The sequence below is a fragment of the Actinoplanes sp. NPDC049265 genome, assembly GCF_043197135.1.
GTDB lineage: Bacteria > Actinomycetota > Actinomycetes > Mycobacteriales > Micromonosporaceae > Actinoplanes.
In genome coordinates this window covers 320,448-338,854 of the sequence record NZ_JBICSP010000005.1, presented here as the reverse complement: position 1 = coordinate 338,854, position 18,407 = coordinate 320,448, and the positions used below count along the sequence as shown (strand labels likewise).

Genomic DNA, 18,407 nt, shown 5'->3' with positions numbered 1-18,407 from the left:
ACCGCACAAAGTCAAAGAGGTTTGTGCCATAAAGTTGAGAGGGTCGTGGGCATGTTCGACCTAGATGCGTACGAGGAACGCGTCCTGACCGGCCCGTGCTTCGTCTGCGCCTTCCTCGACGGTCACCCCGGCTACCGACACCACGTGGTGTACGAGGACGACACCACGATCGCCTTCCTCAACCGGTGGCCGACCCTGCGCGGCTACACCCTGGTGTGCCCGAAACGGCACGTCGAGGACTGGGTGTCGCTCCCGCCGACCGAGTTCCTGACCTTCCAGTCCGTCGTGCAGCGGGTCGCGTCGGCGATCGCCCGGGTGGTGCCGGCCGAGCGCATGTACTCACTGTCCCTGGGCAGCCGCCAGGGCAACGCCCACCTGCACTGGCACCTGGCGCCACTGCCCCCGGGCGTGCCCTACGACCAGCAGCAGTACCACGCGCTGATGGCCGAGAACGGCGTCCTGCGGGTCGACGACGCCGGGCAGTCCGCGCTGGCCGCGCGGATCCGGGAGGCGGCCGGCGGCTGACCGCGCTGGGCGGCGTTCACAGCGGCGGGGGAAGGGGGCGGCTGTGCAGAACCGAGAGGCGGGAGACGGCCCGGGTCAGGACCACGTAGAGGCGGTGCAGGCCGCGGGGCTCGGCCGCCACGATGTCGGCCGGCTCGATGACGATGACGTGGTCGTACTCGAGGCCCTTGACGACCGTGGCCGGCACCACCGTGACGCGCGCCGGCGAGTCGACCTCGAACGGGGTCGCGGTCTCGATGCCCGCCGTTGTCAGGTGTTTGCCCAGGCGGTCGACGTCCGCGTCGGCCGCGATGACCGCGACCGAACCCTCGTGTTCGAGTGCCGCGGTCACCTCGACCAGCATCGCCGCGTCGACGTCGGACGTCGGCACGACGGTCAGGTCGCCGTCCCGGCGCAGCGACTCGGCCTCGGGCACGTCCACGCCCAGGGCGGGCAGCAGGCGGTTGGCCAATTCGATGATCATTTCGGGTACGCGGAACCCGACGGTCAGCGGCACCACCGCGGCGTCCGGCTTGCCCAGGTGGCCGAGGGTGTCCCGCCAGTCGGCGGCGGCCCACGGCGCCGTGCCCTGGGCCAGGTCGCCGAGCAGCGTGATCGACCCGTGCTCGCTGCGCCGGGCGATCGCCCGCGCCTGCATCGGTGACAGGTCCTGCGCCTCGTCGACGACCACGTGCCCGAAGCTGCTCTCTCGTTCCAGCAGCCCGGCCGCCTCGTCCAGCAGCACCAGGTCGGCCAGGCTGAACCGGGCCGCCTTGACCGTCCGTGGCGCCTTCTCCCAGCGGATCGCCTGCTGCTCGTCCGGGCTGAGGATCCCGTCGGCGATCGAGGGGTCGGTCAACACGTCAACGACCAGGTCGGCCGGTGTCACGGCGGGCCACGAGCGGTCCAGGAAGTCCTTGACCGGCGCGATCTTCGACATCTTGCGCAGCCACGTCTCGGTCGGCGAGTTGCCGGTGCGGTACTCGGACTGCCGCTGCAACAGCCCGACCACCCGGGCCAGCACCCGGTCGCGCCCGACCGCGTACGGCAGCCCTTGCCGCCGCGCCTCGTCCACGATTCGGCGCAGCGGCTCGGTGTCGATCCGCCACCGGTACGACCCGTCCGACACCATGATCGGCTCGGTCGGCTTGACCAGCTTGCGCCACAGGGCCCGGGCCAGCACGTCGGCCATCCGCGGATCGTGCTTGACCAATGCCGCCGCCTCGGTGTCGGCCGCGCGTACCGGGGCCCGGGCGATCAGCTCGTCGACCGTCGCCTGCTGCACCTCGATCTCGCCCAGGGCGGGCAGGACGGCCGAGATGTACGAGAGGAAGGCGCTGTTCGGGCCGACGATCAGCACCCCGGACCGGCGCAGTCGTTCCCGGTGCAGATAGAGCAGGTACGCCGCCCGGTGCAGCCCGACCGCCGTCTTTCCGGTGCCGGGCGCACCCTGCACACAGATCGAGTCGGCCAGGTCGGCCCGGACCAGCTCGTCCTGTTCGGGCTGGATGGTGGCGACGATGTCGCGCATCGGGCCGACGCGCGGGCGTTCGATCTCGGCGGTCAGGATCCGGCTCTTGGTGCCGAGTTCCTCGCCGCGGTCCAGGCGCTCGTCCTCGAAGCTGGTCAGCTCGCCCCGGACGAAGCCGAACCGGCGGCGGACGGCCACGCCCTGCGGGTCGCGCACGCTGGCCCGGTAGAACGAGCGGGAGATGGGTGCCCGCCAGTCCAGCACCATGGGCTCGCCGGCGTCGTCGGTGACGTGCCGCCGGCCGACGTGGAACTCGGCGTCGTCGATGTCCAGGCGCCCGAAGAAGAGCGGGGTGTCCGGGTCGTCGGCGAGCTCGGCGACCCGGCGGGAGAGGGTGCGGCCGAGGGCTTCGGCGCCGTACGGGTCGCCGGCGACCTCACTGCCGGCCGAGTAGAGCGCCTCGGCCCGGCCGCGCATCCGGCGCAACGCCGCCCGGGATTCGGTCAGATGGGTTCGTTCGGCTTCGAGTTCATGATCGAGGTCGGGTGCGGGCACGCTGGTTCCTATCGCTCGCATGCTGCTCGCTCCGCGTGTCCGAGGGCGGATGGCCGCCAGAGCTCGGCGCGGGGACGTCCGCTTCGGTGCTTTCACCTCGGCCGTCACGCGGCCAATCAGCTTACGCCGGGACGTGGGATACGCCACCGAATTACCGGCGGGGTGAAATGCCAGGATACGTTCGATCGCATGAGTGATCGCGTCGAGCGTCCCCGGGTCGGGCACATCCAGTTCCTGAACTGCCTGCCGATCTACTGGGGCCTGATGCGCTCGGGCGCCCTGCTCGACGTCGATCTGCGCAAGGACACCCCCGACCGGCTGAACGCCGCGCTGGTCGCCGGTGACCTCGACATCGGCCCGATCTCATTGGTCGAATACCTGCGCCACGCCGACGAGCTGCTGCTTCTGCCCGGCCTGGCGGTGGGCAGCGACGGGCCGGTGTTGTCGGTCAACCTGGTCACCAGCCGTCCCCTGGCCGAGCTGGACGGCCGCCCGGTCGCGCTCGGGTCCACGTCGCGCACCGGTGTGCTGCTGGCCCAGATGCTGCTGGCCGACAAGTACGGCGCCGAGCCGGAGTACTTCCGCTGCCCACCCGATCTGACCCAGATGATGATGGAGGCGGACGCCGGCGTGCTGATCGGCGATCCGGCGCTACGGGCGATGCACGAGACGCCGCGCGACCTGACCGTGATCGACCTGGGTCAGGCGTGGCGAGAGTGGACTTCGCTGCCGATGGTCTTCGCGGTCTGGGCGGTTCGCAAGGACTTCGCCGCCGCCCACCCGGGCGTGGTCAAGGAGGTGCACGAGGCGTTCCAGCGTTCTCGTGACCTGTGCCTGGACGAACTGGACACGGTGGCCGAGGCGGCCGCCCGATGGGAGCCGTTCGACGCGCTGACCCTGGCCAACTACTTCCGCGCGCTGGACTTCTCGCTGGGCCGGCGCCAGGTCGAGGGCCTGCGCGAGTTCGCCCGCCGGGCGGCGGCGCGGGGTGCGGCGCCCGCTCTGCCGCCGGACGGACCGGTTTTCGCGCAGGTCTGATGCGGTCCGGACGATCGTCTACAGGATTCCCTCCAGTGCGGCGACGTCCTCGGCGGTGAGCTCCCAGGTGCCGGCGGCCACGTTCTGCCGGATCTGTTCGGGCGTTGTCGCGCCGGCGATGACGCTGGTCACGGCCGGGCGGGCGGCCAGGCCGGCGATGGCGACGTCGAGCAGGCCGTGGCCACGCTCGGCACCGAAGGCGGTGAGCGCGTCGATGGTGTCCCAGTCGGCGTTGTCCAGCCACCGCTGGTAACGCGGAAGCGAGAGCCGGGAATTCGCGGCCGGCTTCTCGTCGCGCGAGTACTTGCCGCTGAGCAGGCCGCTGTTGAGCGGGAAGAACGGCAGCAGGCCGAGCCCGAAGTGTTCGGCCGCCGGTACGACCTCGGTCTCGACCTCGCGGTCGAGCAGGCTGTACTGGTTTTGCGCGCTGATGAACGAGGTCAGGCCGCCGGCCCGCGCGGTCCAGTCGGCGTCGGCGATCTGCCAGCCGCTGAAGTTCGAGTTGCCCAGGTAGCGCACCTTGCCGCTGCGGACCAGGTCGTCCAGGGCGGAGAGGGTCTCCTCGATCGGGGTGCCCGGGTCCGGTTCGTGCATCTGGTACAGGTCGATGTAGTCGGTGTTCAGCCGGCGCAGGGAGGCCTCGGCGGCACGGACGATGTAGGACCGTGATCCGCGTACGCCCCGGTCGTTGCCGTTCAGCCCCTCCATGTCCATGCCGAACTTGGTGGCCAGCACGATCTCGTCCCGCCGCCCCTTAAGTGCCGCGCCCAGGAACTCTTCGGACGCGCCGTGCGTGGTGCCGTAGATGTCGGCCGTGTCGAACAGGGTGATCCCGGCGTCGAGGGCGGCCGACACGACCGCGTGGGTGCCGTCGGCGTCCAGTTTGCGGCCGAAGTTGTTGCAGCCGAGCCCGACCACGGAGACCAGCAGGCCGGAGTCGCCGAGGCGGCGGTAGCTCATGTCGCTCATGGGGCCGAGCCTATGCCGCGTAATAGATCGGCCATTATCTATTGACATTGTTTACAGTTACGCCGCACGCTGTGAGAGCGCTCTCCCGTCCCCCTGGAGGCTCTCGTGAAGCTGAGAAGTCTGCTTCTGTCCCTATCCCTCGTGATCCCGGTCACGGCCGCCGTCGCCACCCCTGCGCAGGCGGTCGGCCCGAACATCCTCCCCGTCACGGTCACCAACAACACCGGGCGCGGCGAGGCCACGTACCTCTATGTCATAGGTGTTCAGCTGTCCAGTGGCCGGCTCGGCTACGTCAACCAGGGCGGCACGTTCACGCCCTGGACCGGCGGCCAGATCCCGCCCTCACCGGCGCCCGACGTGTCCATCGGCGGCCCCGGCAACGGCGGCAGCACCACGATCAACTTCCCGCTCGGCTTCTCCGGCCGGGTCTACTTCTCCTTCGGCGAGAAGCTCAAGCTGTTCATCACCCCGGACGGGTTCGTGCAGCCCGCGCCGTGGGCGTCCGGCGACCCCAACCGGAACATCCTGTTCGACTGGTCCGAGTTCACCTACAACGCCGACGGCCTGTGGTTGAACAGCACCCAGGTGGACATGTTCGCTATCCCGCACGCGGTCACCGTGACCGGTTCCAACGGCGCCACCTCGCGCACCGGCGACGTGGTCAACAACGGACGCCAGACGATCCTCGACCAGATCCGGGCCCAGTCCGGCTGGGCCAACACCATCTACACCCGCTCGGACGGGACCGTGCTGCGGGCCCTCGCCCCCGGCAAGGCCATCGAGTCGGGTGCGCTGCCGGCCAACTACCTCGACTCGTACGTCAACACGGCCTGGAACGCCTACGCCGGCAAGACCCTCACGGTCACGCCGTTCCTGGACCAGCCCAACACCAAATACTTTGGGCGTACGTCGGGGAATGTCATGAACTTCACCAACAGCTCGGGTCAGCAGGTGGCGTCGTTCAACCGCCCCTCGTCGGGCAGCGTCTTCGGCTGCGCGGGCGACCTGCCCGCCCCCAACGACCTGGTGGTCGGCCCGATCTCGCGCAGCATCTGCGCCGCCCTCAACCGCGGCACGCTGGGCACCCTGGACACCCAGCCGACCACGAACCCGGGCGACTTCTACAAGTCCAACCCGACCAACCACTACTCGCGGATCATCCACGCGAACATGGTCGACGGTAAGGCCTACGGGTTCCCGTTCGACGACGTCGCCAACCAGGAATCGCTGGTGCACAACGGTGACCCGCGCTCGGCCGGCATCATCCTCAGCCCGTTCGGCGCCGGTGGCACCACCCCGCCGCCCGCGTCCGGGGTGCCGGTGATCAGCAACTGGAACAACCTCTGCGTCGACGTCCCCGGGGGCAACTTCAACGACCGGGCGGCGCTGCAGACGTACACCTGCAACCAGTCGGCCGCCCAGAAGTGGACCTTCGAGGGCGGTGCCCTGAAGACCGGCGGCGGCAAGTGCATGGACGTCGCCGACGGCGCCACCGGCAACGGCGCGGTCATCCAGATCTACACCTGCAACAACAGCGGTGCGCAGCAGTTCGCCCTGTCGGCCTCCGGCGACCTGGTGAATCCGCAGTCCAACCGGTGCGTCGACATCAAGGACTGGGTGAACGGAAACGGCGCCAAGCTCCAGCTGTGGGACTGTGCCGGCTCGGCCAACCAGAAGTGGCGCAAGGGCTGAGCGCAAGCGGTGCGGTGATGCGCCGGTGTGCTCAGAGCGTTCTGAGCACACCGGCGCATCGTCGGCCTGGGCCTCGGCTCAGGCCCAGGCCCAGGCCGTGGCTGAGGCCGAGGCCGAGGCCGGCCTCAGTGGAGGTCGGTCTCCGCCTGGAGCATGAAGGTGTAGACCACCGAGTGGCCGTACTTGGTCGGGTGGAAGATCTCGTTGATGTGGGCGGCGTCGACACCGTTGATCCACGGGTCGGCGCTGCACGCCTCGTGACCCTCGAACGGCAGGCGCATCTCGACGAACTTCACGCCGCCGCGCTGGGTCGCCTCGCTGATGCCGGCGGCCACGTTGTCGGCGGTGAAGTTCAGCTGCGAACGCCGGGTCGCGCTCGGGGTGATCACGCCGCAGCTGCCCGTGCCCGCGTCGACCAGCCGGGGGTAGGCCATGACGAAGACCCGCGCGTTCGGAGCCTTGGCCTTGACGTCGGTGTACAGCGCGGCCAGATCGTCGACCAGCTGCGTCCGGGAGTAGTAGGCGCCCAGGTTGGTGGCGAACTGGCAGTCGTCGTCGGTGCCGGTCAGGCACGCGGTCACGATGTTACGGAAGCCGACATCGTTGCCGCCGACGGTGATGCTCACCAGCTTGGTCTCGGCGCTCAGGGCGCCCATCTGCTTACTACGCACGTCGGCGATGGTGGCGCCGCTGCACGTCATGTCGCGCAGCGTCCAGCCGGCGTGGTTCTTCGCCCAGGTGCGCGGGTAGCTGTCGGGGCTCTGCTGACAGTCGCCGCTGGCCGGGTCGTACGGGTAGGCGCCCACACCGGAGGCGTACGAGTCACCGAGCGCCACGTACTCACCCGTTGTGGTCGCCGCCGCCTGCGCCGAGCCCGCGACCATCACCGACGCCGTGGCCGCGACCAGTGCCGCCGCGAGAATCCTTGCCGCTTTTCGCATTCTTGTCCTTATCTACCTTCATATCCGGAACCGAAGGCAGCATGGATGGCGACCGGGGGCCAGGCAACGGAAGAGAACTCCACCGTGCCCGAAGACGCCGAACGTCTGCCCTGGAAAGGAACCTCAGTCGGCGCCGAGGTCCCGGTAGGCCGGCCGGAGCAGGTCGGTCAGCGGAATGTGCCGTACCTTGATTTTCGGGGCGTCCAGCGCCCGCAGCAGCAACTCGGGCGGCGCCGTCACCCGGGCCGGGCGTTCCCGGAGCCGGCTCAGCGAGATGCCGGGGGCATAGAAGTCGCCCAGCCGCTCGTTCAGGGCCGTCTCCTCGACCGCGAGCGGGTCGATCACCTCGGCCGGCTCGGGCGTGGCCCGCAGGGCGTCCAGCAGTTCGTCGCGGCTGCGCCCTCGCCAGGCCAGGACCAGGAACGGGTCATCGTCGAACGCCTCGGCCAGCACGTAGAGCACGGCCGAGGCGTGCTTGCACGGGACGCTCCAATCCGGACAGCTGCACACCATGCCGACCTGGTCCGGGAACAGCGGCAGCCCGGCCTCGTCGAACACGTCGACGATCTCCTGCGGCATCGTCCCGGCGAGCAGGGAGGCGCGGTACAACGCCTGACCCGCCAGCGCATCCATGATCGATGTCCACTGTGGCGCGTCGAAAGAGGAGATGGTCAGCGTGACGACGTAGGGGTCGGGGCGGGAGCCCTGCACCCGGCCGGTCACCCGCCCAGGTGTGAGCGTGAAGTCGATGACCTGGCCCTTGCGGGCGTAGGTGCGGCCGCGGGCGAGCCGGCCGGGCGGGCAGATCTCCTCGAGGATGTCGACGAACCGCCGCGACCACCACTGCGAGCCGATGTTGCCGCGCTGGGCTCGCACCGCGATGCCGCCGTCGACCTTGATCGGCGGCCCGCCCTCGAAGAACCGTCCGTCGGGGTCGACCGGCATGTCAGCTCACCGCCGCCGGGTCCAGCGCGAACAGGTCGCGCAGCTGGTCGGTGTTCAGCTCGGAGATCCAGTCTTCGCCGGTGCCGACCACGGACGCGGCCAGGGCCTTCTTCCGCTCGATCATCGCGTCGATCTTCTCCTCGAGCGTGCCGGTGCAGATGAACTTGCGTACCTGGACGTTGCGCCGCTGACCGATCCGGAACGCCCGGTCGGTGGCCTGGTCCTCGACCGCCGGGTTCCACCAGCGGTCGTAGTGGATGACGTGGTTGGCCGCGGTCAGGTTGAGGCCGGTGCCGGCCGCCTTGAGCGACAGCAGGAACAGCATCGGCTCGTCGTCGGTCTGGAAGCGCTCGACCAGCTCGTCGCGCTTGGCCTTGGTCAGGCCGCCGTGCAGCCAGAGCACCGGGCGGTCGAGGTGCGCGGCCAGATAGGGCTGCAGCATCGATCCGAACTCGGAATATTGCGTGAAGATCAGCGCCTTGTCGCCGTCGTCGATGATCTCCTCGGTCAGTTCCTGCAGCCGGGCCAGCTTGCCCGACCGCCCGGGCAGCCGGGAACCGTCCTTGAGCAGGTGCGCCGGGTGGTTGCAGACCTGCTTGAGCTTGGTCATGGCGGCGATCACGTTGCCCCGGCGCTGGATGCCCTCCGAGCCCTCGATGACGTCCATCATGTCCTCGACCACGGCCTGGTAGAGCGTCGCCTGCTCGGCGGTGAGCGTGCACCAGGTCTTCATCTCGTCCTTCTCCGGCAGGTCGGAGATGATCGACTTGTCGGTCTTGAGCCGGCGCAGCACGAACGGCCCGGTCGCCCGCTTGAGCGCGGCGGTGGCGTCGGCATCCTGCCGGATCTCGATCGGCTCCTGGAAGCGGCGCCGGAACCGCTTGGCCGGCCCGAGCAGTCCCGGGTTGGCGAACTCCATGATGGACCAGAGCTCGGCCAGGTGGTTCTCCACCGGCGTGCCGGTCAGCGCCAGCCGGGTACGGGCGGGAATCGCACGGACGGCCTGCGCCTGGCGCGTACCCGCGTTCTTGATCGCCTGAGCCTCGTCGCAGGCCACCCGCCCCCACTTCACGTCGCGCAGAGCCGCCAGGTCACGCAGCGCGGTCCCGTACGTCGTGATCACCAGATCGGCGGCGGCCACCGCTTCCACGAACAACGAGTCGCGTTGCCGGGTGCCGCCGTGATGCACGTACACCCGGAGGCTCGGCGCGAACCGGGCGGCCTCCTTCTGCCAGTTGCTGACCAGCGACATCGGGCAGATCATCAGCGTCGGCGCGACCTCCTCGCCCGCGGTCCGCTCGGCCAGGAGCAGCGACAACGTCTGCGCGGTCTTGCCGAGGCCCATGTCGTCGGCCAGGATCCCGCCCAGGCCCAGCCGCGACAGAAAGTGCAACCACGACAAACCCCTTTCCTGGTACGGGCGGAGCACGCCGTGGAACGCATCCGGGGTGGCCACCGGGGCCAGGTGTTCGGCCGCGCCCCCGAGCAGGTCACCGAGCATCCCGTCGGCGTCGACCTCGACCAGCGGCAGATCCTCGTCGCCGCCGTCGACCACCGTCTGCAGCACCTCGGCCGCGGTCAGCTCGCCCTCGCGCCGCCGGTCGACCGCCCGCAGCGCGGCCTTGAGCTGCCGGTCGTCCAGCTCGACCCACTGACCGCGGATCCGGACCAGCGGCACCTTGAGCCGGGCCAGCTCGGCCAGTTCCTCGGCGGTGACCGTGCCGTCCCCGACGACCAGGTCGATCCGGAACCCGACGAGCTCGTCCAGCCCGAATCCGGAGTCGGCGACGGCCCGGGACGATTCCTTCTTACGCGTACGCGTGGTCAGCTTGAGACCGACCGCCTTGCGCCCGGCCCACTTGGGCAGCTGCACCCCGAAGCCCGCGGCCTGCAACAACGGCGCCGCCTGGCGGAGGAACTCGTGCGCCTCGCCGGTGTCCAGCGTCATCGTGGCCGGCCGCGGGTCACGCAGTGCGACGTGCAGCAGCGGGAACAGCCGCACGGCCCGGCCCAGCCCGGCCAGCAGCGTCTCGTCCGGCCGGGCGGGCAGCCCCGGCATCCGGCCGCCGTCCCAGAGCGCCGCGGCGGTGACGTAGAGGCTGGGGTCGTCGGCCGACTGCAGCGCGAACTCCAGGCCCCACCCGTCCTCGCCGGGCGGTGGCTCGCTGAGCCGGAAGCTGACCCGGATCGGCCCGTTGGCCTCGTGCGCGGCGGCCAGCCAGGACTCCAACACCCGCTGTAGTTCGGCCACCTCGCCCGGCGGCGCGCCCGGCAGGACCGGGTCCTCGGCGGTCAGCGCGAGGATCCACCGGTCGGGCAGCGGCGCCTTGGGTCCGGGCCGGTGGCCGAGCAGCAGCCGCTCGGGCAGTAGATTTCGGGCCGCCGCGTCGACCAGCGCATCCAGCGCGTCCCGCAGCGTGACGCCCTCGCCGCCCTCGTGAGCCGCTCGGCAGACCGGAGGCATGGCCGCGGCGAAGTCTCGATAGGTGGCGGCGTCGGCCCCGGTCAGCACCGGCCGCCAGCGCGCGGCCGCCTCTGCCGCCTCGGTGCTCAGCTGCGGCAGCATTCGGCCCCGTTTGGCCAGGTCACAGGCATATCCGGCGAGTACGCAGAGATAGCGCAACGACGCCGCCGAGGTCCACGGTCCACTCGGGTCGGGTGCGGCCAGCGCACCCAGCACGGCCATCGCGGCCGCGCCCGGCAGCAGCAACGCGGGCGTCTCCCACTCGGTCAGCCGCAGTCCCCGGCCCGGGGCTTCGCTGCCCGTCTCGGGTGACGGCAGCGGCCCTTTGGCCGTACCCGGAAGCCGCAGTGTGAGTGTGCTCTCCACCGCCTTGGCGAAATCTTCCCCGAGCGCCGCCAGCAGCGTGCCGGCCGGCACCGCGAAGGGGTGCTGTTTCACCCGGGCGCGCGAGGTCACGGTCAGCGGCAGATCCGCGTCCTCGGCCCAGAGGGCGAGCTGCCCAGGACCGCCCGAGCCCGGCAGCCAGGAACCGTGAACGACAAGCACGCCGACGACCTTATGCCCAGTTCCGAATTCGCCCCCAGTTCAACGCCCCGAGAGTGATTTGAAACCAGGCAAGCCAAGAGGCCCGACAAAACCGGTCTCCCGTGACACGCGCCGCTGACGACCCCCGGAAACGGCACGTACGCTTGGGGCCGTGACTGCCTTGACCGAGATCGACAGCATCCTGCAGCGCGGCGCCGACGGCGGCCGGATCAGCGCCGAGGAGGCGCTCCTGCTCTACACGGATGCGCCGTTCCACGCGCTCGGCGAGGCGGCCGACGCGGTCCGGCGGCGTCGCCACCCCGACGGCATCGTCACCTACCTGATCGACCGCAACATCAACTACACCAACGTGTGCGTCACGGCCTGCAAGTTCTGCGCCTTCTATCGCGCGCCGAAACACGCCGAGGGCTGGTCGCACCCGATGGAGGAGATCCTGCGCCGGTGCGGCGAGGCGGTCGACCTCGGCGCCACCCAGGTGATGCTCCAAGGCGGTCACCACCCGGATTACGGCGTCGAGTATTACGAGGAGCTCTTCTCCTCGGTCAAGAAGGCGTACCCGCAGCTCGCGATCCATTCCATCGGCCCCAGCGAGATCCTGCACATGGCCAAGGTCAGCGACGTCTCGATCGAGGAGGCGGTGGTCCGGATCAAGGCGGCGGGCCTCGACTCGATCGCCGGCGCGGGCGCCGAGATGCTGCCCGACCGGCCGCGCAAGGCCATCGCACCGCTCAAGGAGAGCGGGGCCCGCTGGCTCGAGGTGATGGCGGTCGCGCACCGCAACGGTCTGAGTTCAACGGCCACGATGATGATGGGTACGGGCGAGACGGCGGCCGAGCGCGTCGAGCACATCCGGATGATCCGCGAGGTCCAGGACCTCGCCGTGGCCAACGGCTACGTCGACTCCCCGGTCGAGGCGGCCGGCGGCCCCGGCGGCTTCCGGGCCTTCATCCCGTGGACGTACCAGCCGGAGAACAACCATCTCAAGGGCCGCACCCAGGCCACCACCATGGAATACCTGCGGTTCATCGCGGTGTCCCGGCTGTTCTTCGACAACGTGGCCCACTTGCAGGCGTCCTGGCTGACCACCGGCAAGGACGTCGGTCAGCTGTCCCTGCACCTGGGCGTCGACGACCTGGGCTCGATCATGCTGGAGGAGAACGTGATCTCCTCGGCCGGCGCCCGTCATCGCTCCAACCTGCACGAGCTGATCTGGATGATCCGCACGGCCGGCCGCGTCCCGGCCCAGCGCGACACCCTGTACTCCCACCTGGCCGTGCACCGCACCGAGGCCGACGACCCGACCGACGACCGCGTGGTCTCGCACTTCTCCTCGATCGCGATGCCCGGTGGCGGCGCCGCCCGCACCGAGCTTCCGTTGGTCGACGCCTCCTGAGGCGTCGCCGTGAGGGGGTCGGGTAGGCCGTACAGCCGTCCTGTTCACCTGTTCGGGCAGGCGCGGTTCAGCGGGTCGGTGAGGGGCTGGTTGCTCCTTCGTAACGAGCGCCGTGTCCTTCTGTACCGGCCGCGTTTGTGCTGGATATCGTGCCTCTAGTAACACTGAGCAACACTCCGACGCCGCCGGTTGCCATCAACCACGGCGGCGCCTCTGGGACCCGACCGATGGCGGTCGTATATATAACGCAACACAGGCGGGCGGGATGGGTGACCATCCCGCCCGTTTCATATTTGGGGGCCTGGCAGAGTGGACCCGTGACGCGCGCAGATCTGGACAAGCAGCCGCACGAGGTCGCCGAGATGTTCGACGGCGTGGCCCGGCGGTACGACCTGACCAACACGGTCCTGTCGTTCGGCCAGGACCGGGGCTGGCGGCGGGCCACCCGTTCGGCGCTGGCGCTGCGCCCGGGCGAGCGGGTGCTCGATGTCGGCGCCGGCACCGGGGTCTCCACCGAGGAGTTGACGCGCTCAGGGGCGTACGCGGTGGGCGCCGATCTCTCCACCGGCATGCTGGCGGCGGGCCGGCACACCGGGCGCACCATCCCGCTGGTGGCCGGTGACGCGCTGCACCTGCCCTTCCCGGACGGCGCCTTCGACGCGGTGACCATCTCGTTCGCGCTGCGCAACGTCGTGGACACCGGCGCCGCGCTGCGTGAGTTGGGCCGGGTCACGCGGGCGGGCGGCCGCCTGGTGGTGTGCGAGTTCAGCCATCCGGTCAACCGGCCGTTCAACTCGGTCTACTTCAACTACGTCATGCGGTCGCTGCCGCGGATCGCCCGGCGGGTCAGCAGCAATCCCGACGCGTACGTCTATCTGGCCGAGTCGATTCGCGCGTGGCCGGACCAGACGGGTCTGGCCGGGCGCATCGCCGAGGCCGGGCCGTGGACCCGGGTCGGCTGGCGCAACCTCACCGGCGGGGTGGTGGCGCTGCATCGGGCGACCAAGCAGTAGCCTGATGAAAACCGGCCAAACCCCCAAAAACCTTCGAAACCCTGCCTAGCGTACGGAAGTATGCGCACACTCGGGGATCTTGACGACACCGATATCGATGTCGCCATCGACGACCAGGAAGAGGGCGAACGCCGCGCGTTGGAGCTGGCCAACCGGATCCGGCTGGTCGCGGCCGAGGATCCGGGCCTGGCTCAGGATCTGGTTGATCAGCTGATCGTCGCGCTCGACCGGGCGATGGGCGGTACGTTTCGGAAACACCTGGACGGAGCGGCCCGGCTGGTGGCAGATCGGGCACTGGCTGACGGTTCGGCGGCGTGACGCCTGGTTAGGGTTCCCTAACCCCGAAGCGCCTCGATGGCCGTCTTAGACTCCGGGTGGGCTGGCTTGTGAACTGTTTCACGAGCAAGCGCGAAACGGAGGTGAGGCCGTGCACGAGCAGCTGACAGCGATCGTCGACGAGGCCGATGTGATCATCGTCGGCGCGGGGCCGGGCGGCTCCGCGGCCGCGTACCACATGGCCAGGCACGGGCTCCGTGTCCTCCTGCTGGAGAAAACCGAGTTCCCCCGCGAGAAGGTCTGCGGTGACGGCCTGACCCCACGGGCTACCCGGCAGCTGATCCGGATGGGCGTCGACACCTCGGAAAAGGCCGGCTGGCTGCAGAACAAGGGCCTCCGGGTGATCGGCGGGGGCGTGCGGCTCGAGCTCGACTGGCCCGAGCTGGCCAGTTTCCCCGGCTACGGCTTGGTCCGTACCCGTCTCGACTTCGACGACATGCTGGCCAAGCGCGCCGTCGAGGCCGGCGCCATTCTGCACACCCAGGTCAACGTGACCGGCCCGGTGCTGGACGACGACGGTCACGCGATCGGCGTCGAGGCCAGGCGCGGACCGGCCAAGGAACCCGTCCAGTTTCGCGCGCCGTTGATCGTCGCGGCGGACGGCGTGTCCGGCAAGCTGCCGCTGGCCATGGGCCTGACCAAGCGCGACGACCGCCCGATCGGCGTGGCCGTCCGGCGTTACTACCACTCGCCGGTCCGGGCCGACGACGACTACCTGGAGTCCTGGCTCGAACTGCGCAGCGCCGCCGACCGCGAGCGGCTGCTGCCCGGGTACGGCTGGATCTTCGGCCTCGGCGACGGCCGGGTGAACGTCGGGCTGGGCATCCTCAACTCGTCCAGCGCCTTCGGCAAGACCAACTACCGCGCGATGCTCAACGACTGGCTGGCCACCACGCCGCCCGACTGGGGCATGACCGACGAGACCAACGCCGACGGCCCGATCCTGGGCGCGGCGTTGCCGATGGGCTTCAATCGGGTCCCGCACTACACCCGCGGCATGATGCTGGTCGGCGACTCGGGCGGCATGGTCAACCCGATGAACGGCGAGGGCATCGCCTACGCGATGGAGTCCGGCGAGCTGGCCGCCGAGGTGGCGGTGCAGGCGCTGGCCCGGCCGGCCGGGCCAGACCGCGAGCGCGCGCTGCGGGCGTACCCGGCCGAGTTGAAGATCCGTTTTGGGGGGTATTACCGCCTGGGTGGGGTCTTCGTGAAGCTGATCGGCAACCCGCAGATCATGCGGATCGCGACCAAGCACGGCATGCCGCATCCGACGCTCATGCGATTCGTTCTGAAACTGCTGGCGAACCTGACGGATCCGCGGGGCGGGGACGCCATGGACCGCATCATCAACGGTCTGACCAAGGTGGCTCCGGCGGTATGAAAACGCAGGCCACCCCGGACGCGACCGGAGGATCCGGGATCAATAGTGTGAGCTGGACGACACCCGAGCTGGAGAGAGCATGACGGTCAATCCGTACGTCCCGATCGTCGGGCTGCTGATCCTCGGCGCACTGTTCGCGTTGTTCTCCGTCTCGATCGCACCGATCGTCGGACCCAAGCGTTACAACCGCGCCAAGCTGGACGCCTACGAGTGCGGGATCGAGCCCGCGCCGCAGCCGATCGGCGGCGGCCGCTTCCCGGTCAAGTTCTATCTGACCGCGATGCTCTTCATCATCTTCGACATCGAGACCATCTTCCTGTACCCGTGGGCCGTCTCCTTCGGGGCGCTCGGCCTGTTCGGGTTCATCGAGATGGTCCTGTTCATCGTCACCGTCTTCATCGCCTACACGTACGTGTGGCGGCGTGGCGGCCTCAACTGGGACTGATCACCAATGGGAATCGAAGAGAAGCTGCCGAGCGGCATCCTGCTCACCTCGGTCGAGAAGCTTTCGAACTGGGCCCGGAAGTCGTCGTTCTGGGGCGCCACGTTCGGGCTGGCCTGCTGCGCCATCGAGATGATGGCGGCCGGCGGCCCGCACTACGACCTCGGTCGCTGGGGCATGGAGGTGTTCCGCGCCTCGCCCCGCCAGGCCGACCTGATGATCGTGGCCGGCCGGGTCAGTCAAAAGATGGCGCCGGTGGTCCGGACCATCTACGACCAGATGCCCGAGCCGCGTTCGGTCATCTCGATGGGCGTCTGCGCGTCGTCCGGCGGGATGTTCAACAACTACGCGATCGTGCAGGGCGTCGACCACATCGTGCCGGTCGACATCTACCTGCCGGGCTGCCCGCCGCGGCCCGAGATGCTGATCGACGCGATCCTCAAGATGCGCGAGAAGGTCATGGCCCAGCCGCTGGGACCGAACGGCCGCAAGATGCTCGAGGCCCGCAAGGCCGAGGGCAAGATGCCGGTCGTGGCGCCGGGCGCGATGCCCTCGTCGTACCGGGTCGACAAGGTCCGCCGGGCCGAGTGGACCAAGGCGGTCAAGGAAGGCCGTGAGGAGCAGCTGCGCATCGAGAACTGGATGAAGCTGCAGCCGCACCTGCGGGAGGACGGAAAGTGACGAACCCCGAGTCCGACGGCGGCGTGCCGGCGACCCAGCCGGTCGGCGCGAACATCGACGCACCGGCCCAGGTGCCGCCGAGCCCGCACAAGGGCATGTTCGGCGTCACCGGCAGCGGTGACGTCTCCGGCTTCGGCGGCCTGGTCCGCAAGCGGGCGACCACGGCGGACTCGTCGCGGCCGTTCGGCGGCTACTTCGACGAGGTCTACGACGCGCTGGAGGAGGCGTACCCGGGCTTCGCCGACGCGGTCGAGCGGGTCGTCGTCGACCGCGGCGAGCTGACCCTGCACATCAAGGCGGAACGGATCGCCGAGGTCGCCCAGATCATGCGCGACGACGAGGCGCTGCGGTTCGAGCTGTGCTCCTCGGTGGACGGCGTCGACTACCTCGGCAGCGACCCGCGCCGGTTCCACATCTCATACCAACTGACCTCGATGACCTATCGCCGGCGGGCCCGCCTCGAGGTGGCCGTGGCCGAGGGCCAGACGGTTCCGAGCGTCACCAGCGTCTACCCGACCGCCGACTGGCAGGAACGGGAGACCTACGACATGTTCGGAGTCGTCTTCACCGGCCACCCCAACCTCACCCGGGTCCTCATGCCGGACGACTGGGAGGGCCACCCGCAGCGCAAGGACTACCCGCTCGGCGGCGTGCCCGTGGAATACAAGGGCGCCGAGATTCCGCCGCCCGACCAGCGGAGGGTTTACCAGTGACTTCCTCTCAATACGCGACCGAACGCGAGACCACCGAGGGCCGGGTCTTCACCGTCACCGGTGGGGACTGGGACTCGATCACCGGCAGCATCGACCCACTCAGCAACGAGAAGATCGTTGTCAACATGGGCCCGCAGCACCCGTCCACGCACGGCGTGCTCCGGCTGGTGCTGGAACTCGAGGGCGAGACCGTCACCCAGGCCCGCCCGGTGGTCGGTTACCTGCACACCGGCATCGAGAAGAACCTGGAATACCGCAACTGGACCCAGGGCGTCACGTTCGTCACGCGGATGGACTACCTGTCCAACATGTTCAACGAGGCCGGTTACTGCCTCGCGGTGGAGAAGCTGCTCGGGATCACCGATCAGATCACCGAGCGGACGCAGACCATCCGCGTGATGTTCATGGAACTCCAGCGGATCGCCTCGCACCTGGTGTGGCTGGCGACCACCGGCATGGAACTCGGCGCGATCTCGATGATGCTGTACGGCTTCCGCGAGCGCGAGTACATCCTGGACATCTTCGAGGAGACGTCCGGTCTGCGGATGAACAACGGCTACATCCGGCCGGGCGGGCTCTCGCAGGACGTGCCGGAATCAGCCATCCGCAAGATCCGTGACTTCTTGAAGTACATGCCCAAGAAGCTCAAGGAATACGAGGCGATGCTCTCCGGCCAGGTCATCTGGCAGGAGCGTACGCAGGGCGTGGCCGTCCTCGACGTGACCGGTTGCCTGGCGCTGGGCATCACCGGGCCGGTGCTGCGCTCGGCCGGCCTGCCGTGGGACCTGCGCAAGACCATGCCGTACTCCGGGTACGAGAACTACGAGTTCGACGTGCCGACCGCGCAGACCGCCGACGTGTGGGGCCGCTACCTGGTCCGGGTGGCCGAGATCCGCGAGTCGCTGAAGATCGTCGAGCAGGCCCTCGACCGGCTCCGCCCGGGTCCGATCTACGTCCAGGACAAGAAGATCGCGTGGCCGTCCCAGCTGGCCCTGGGCGTCGACGGGCTCGGGAACTCGCTCGAGCACGTCGCCAAGATCATGGGCCAGTCGATGGAATCGCTGATCCACCACTTCAAGCTGGTGACCGAGGGCTTCCGGGTGCCGCCGGGCCAGGTCTACGTCGGCATCGAGCACCCGCGCGGCGAGATGGGTGTGCACGCGGTGTCCGACGGCGGCACTCACCCCTACCGGGTGCACTACCGCGACCCCAGCTTCGTGAACCTCCAGGCCATCCCCGCGATGGCCGAGGGTGCGCTGCTCGCCGACGTGATCGCCGGCGGCGCCTCCCTGGACCCCGTGATGGGTGGGTGTGACCGCTAAA

Annotated in this window: 16 protein-coding genes; 11 read left to right on the top strand and 5 right to left on the bottom strand. The window is 69.4% G+C overall.

Annotated features, from left to right (window positions below):
* The first annotated feature begins 51 nt into the window (after positions 1-51).
* Complete coding sequence (locus tag ACGFIO_RS16140) at positions 52-525, top strand: HIT family protein (RefSeq protein WP_392826906.1); 474 nt, start codon at positions 52-54, stop codon at positions 523-525.
* 16 nt (positions 526-541) lie between these two features.
* Here the strand turns inward: ACGFIO_RS16140 and ACGFIO_RS16135 are convergent, their stop codons facing one another.
* Positions 542-2,551 (bottom strand): HelD family protein, encoded by a 2,010-nt coding sequence (locus ACGFIO_RS16135; protein WP_392826904.1) that lies wholly within the window; start codon positions 2,549-2,551, stop codon positions 542-544.
* 168 nt (positions 2,552-2,719) lie between these two features.
* Here ACGFIO_RS16135 and ACGFIO_RS16130 point away from each other — a divergent pair, with 168 nt between their 5' ends.
* Complete coding sequence (locus tag ACGFIO_RS16130) at positions 2,720-3,568, top strand: menaquinone biosynthetic enzyme MqnA/MqnD family protein (RefSeq protein ID WP_392826902.1); 849 nt, start codon at positions 2,720-2,722, stop codon at positions 3,566-3,568.
* 18 nt (positions 3,569-3,586) lie between these two features.
* On the opposite strand, the gene ACGFIO_RS16125 is transcribed toward ACGFIO_RS16130, so the two are convergent.
* Positions 3,587-4,537: an aldo/keto reductase gene (locus tag ACGFIO_RS16125; protein ID WP_392826900.1), complete on the bottom strand. Its 951-nt coding sequence runs from the start codon at positions 4,535-4,537 to the stop codon at positions 3,587-3,589.
* Between the two features lie 105 nt (positions 4,538-4,642).
* Between ACGFIO_RS16125 and ACGFIO_RS16120 the strand changes: the two genes are divergently transcribed.
* On the top strand, positions 4,643-6,229 hold the full coding sequence (locus tag ACGFIO_RS16120; RefSeq protein WP_392826898.1) for a beta-1,3-glucanase family protein: 1,587 nt from the start codon (positions 4,643-4,645) through the stop codon (positions 6,227-6,229).
* A gap of 125 nt (positions 6,230-6,354) precedes the next feature.
* On the opposite strand, the gene ACGFIO_RS16115 is transcribed toward ACGFIO_RS16120, so the two are convergent.
* From ACGFIO_RS16115 to ACGFIO_RS16105, 3 genes are all read right to left on the bottom strand, one after another.
* On the bottom strand, positions 6,355-7,170 hold the full coding sequence (locus tag ACGFIO_RS16115) for an SGNH/GDSL hydrolase family protein (protein WP_392826896.1): 816 nt from the start codon (positions 7,168-7,170) through the stop codon (positions 6,355-6,357).
* Between the two features lie 123 nt (positions 7,171-7,293).
* A complete protein-coding gene (locus ACGFIO_RS16110) occupies positions 7,294-8,115 on the bottom strand; it encodes an SWIM zinc finger family protein (protein WP_392826894.1) in 822 nt (273 codons plus the stop codon).
* A gap of 1 nt (position 8,116) precedes the next feature.
* Positions 8,117-11,125, bottom strand: a complete 3,009-nt coding sequence (locus ACGFIO_RS16105; protein WP_392826892.1) for a DEAD/DEAH box helicase — start codon at positions 11,123-11,125, stop codon at positions 8,117-8,119.
* 151 nt (positions 11,126-11,276) lie between these two features.
* Between ACGFIO_RS16105 and mqnC the strand changes: the two genes are divergently transcribed.
* The 8 genes from mqnC to ACGFIO_RS16065 all read left to right on the top strand — a co-directional run bounded on the left by mqnC (position 11,277) and on the right by ACGFIO_RS16065 (position 18,406).
* The gene (mqnC, locus tag ACGFIO_RS16100) at positions 11,277-12,518 is read left to right on the top strand and encodes a cyclic dehypoxanthinyl futalosine synthase (protein ID WP_392826891.1); all 1,242 of its coding nucleotides are present in this window, start codon (positions 11,277-11,279) and stop codon (positions 12,516-12,518) included.
* Between the two features lie 317 nt (positions 12,519-12,835).
* Complete coding sequence (locus ACGFIO_RS16095) at positions 12,836-13,531, top strand: demethylmenaquinone methyltransferase (protein ID WP_392826890.1); 696 nt, start codon at positions 12,836-12,838, stop codon at positions 13,529-13,531.
* A gap of 60 nt (positions 13,532-13,591) precedes the next feature.
* Complete coding sequence (locus ACGFIO_RS16090) at positions 13,592-13,849, top strand: hypothetical protein (RefSeq protein WP_392826889.1); 258 nt, start codon at positions 13,592-13,594, stop codon at positions 13,847-13,849.
* A 109-nt stretch (positions 13,850-13,958) separates the two neighbouring features.
* A complete protein-coding gene (locus ACGFIO_RS16085; RefSeq protein ID WP_392826888.1) occupies positions 13,959-15,248 on the top strand; it encodes a geranylgeranyl reductase family protein in 1,290 nt (429 codons plus the stop codon).
* Positions 15,249-15,327: 79 nt separating this feature from the next.
* Positions 15,328-15,693: an NADH-quinone oxidoreductase subunit A gene (locus ACGFIO_RS16080; RefSeq protein WP_392826886.1), complete on the top strand. Its 366-nt coding sequence runs from the start codon at positions 15,328-15,330 to the stop codon at positions 15,691-15,693.
* A 6-nt stretch (positions 15,694-15,699) separates the two neighbouring features.
* Positions 15,700-16,371: a NuoB/complex I 20 kDa subunit family protein gene (locus ACGFIO_RS16075; RefSeq protein ID WP_392826885.1), complete on the top strand. Its 672-nt coding sequence runs from the start codon at positions 15,700-15,702 to the stop codon at positions 16,369-16,371.
* Entirely contained in the window at positions 16,368-17,084 is a 717-nt protein-coding gene (locus ACGFIO_RS16070) for an NADH-quinone oxidoreductase subunit C (protein WP_392826883.1), read from the top strand. The genes ACGFIO_RS16075 and ACGFIO_RS16070 overlap by 4 nt, the downstream gene beginning before the upstream one ends.
* Entirely contained in the window at positions 17,081-18,406 is a 1,326-nt protein-coding gene (locus ACGFIO_RS16065) for an NADH-quinone oxidoreductase subunit D (RefSeq protein ID WP_392826882.1), read from the top strand. The genes ACGFIO_RS16070 and ACGFIO_RS16065 overlap by 4 nt, the downstream gene beginning before the upstream one ends.
* Position 18,407 lies beyond the last annotated feature (1 nt).

Coding starts and splice junctions, on each gene's coding strand:
- ACGFIO_RS16130 (WP_392826902.1), top strand. CDS start 2,720: ATGAGTGATCGCGTCGAGCGTCCCCGGGTCGGGCACATCCAGTTCCTG.
- ACGFIO_RS16135 (WP_392826904.1), bottom strand. CDS start 2,551: ATGCGAGCGATAGGAACCAGCGTGCCCGCACCCGACCTCGATCATGAA.
- ACGFIO_RS16110 (WP_392826894.1), bottom strand. CDS start 8,115: ATGCCGGTCGACCCCGACGGACGGTTCTTCGAGGGCGGGCCGCCGATC.
- ACGFIO_RS16125 (WP_392826900.1), bottom strand. CDS start 4,537: ATGAGCGACATGAGCTACCGCCGCCTCGGCGACTCCGGCCTGCTGGTC.
- ACGFIO_RS16080 (WP_392826886.1), top strand. CDS start 15,328: ATGACGGTCAATCCGTACGTCCCGATCGTCGGGCTGCTGATCCTCGGC.
- ACGFIO_RS16090 (WP_392826889.1), top strand. CDS start 13,592: ATGCGCACACTCGGGGATCTTGACGACACCGATATCGATGTCGCCATC.
- ACGFIO_RS16075 (WP_392826885.1), top strand. CDS start 15,700: ATGGGAATCGAAGAGAAGCTGCCGAGCGGCATCCTGCTCACCTCGGTC.
- ACGFIO_RS16140 (WP_392826906.1), top strand. CDS start 52: ATGTTCGACCTAGATGCGTACGAGGAACGCGTCCTGACCGGCCCGTGC.
- ACGFIO_RS16115 (WP_392826896.1), bottom strand. CDS start 7,170: ATGCGAAAAGCGGCAAGGATTCTCGCGGCGGCACTGGTCGCGGCCACG.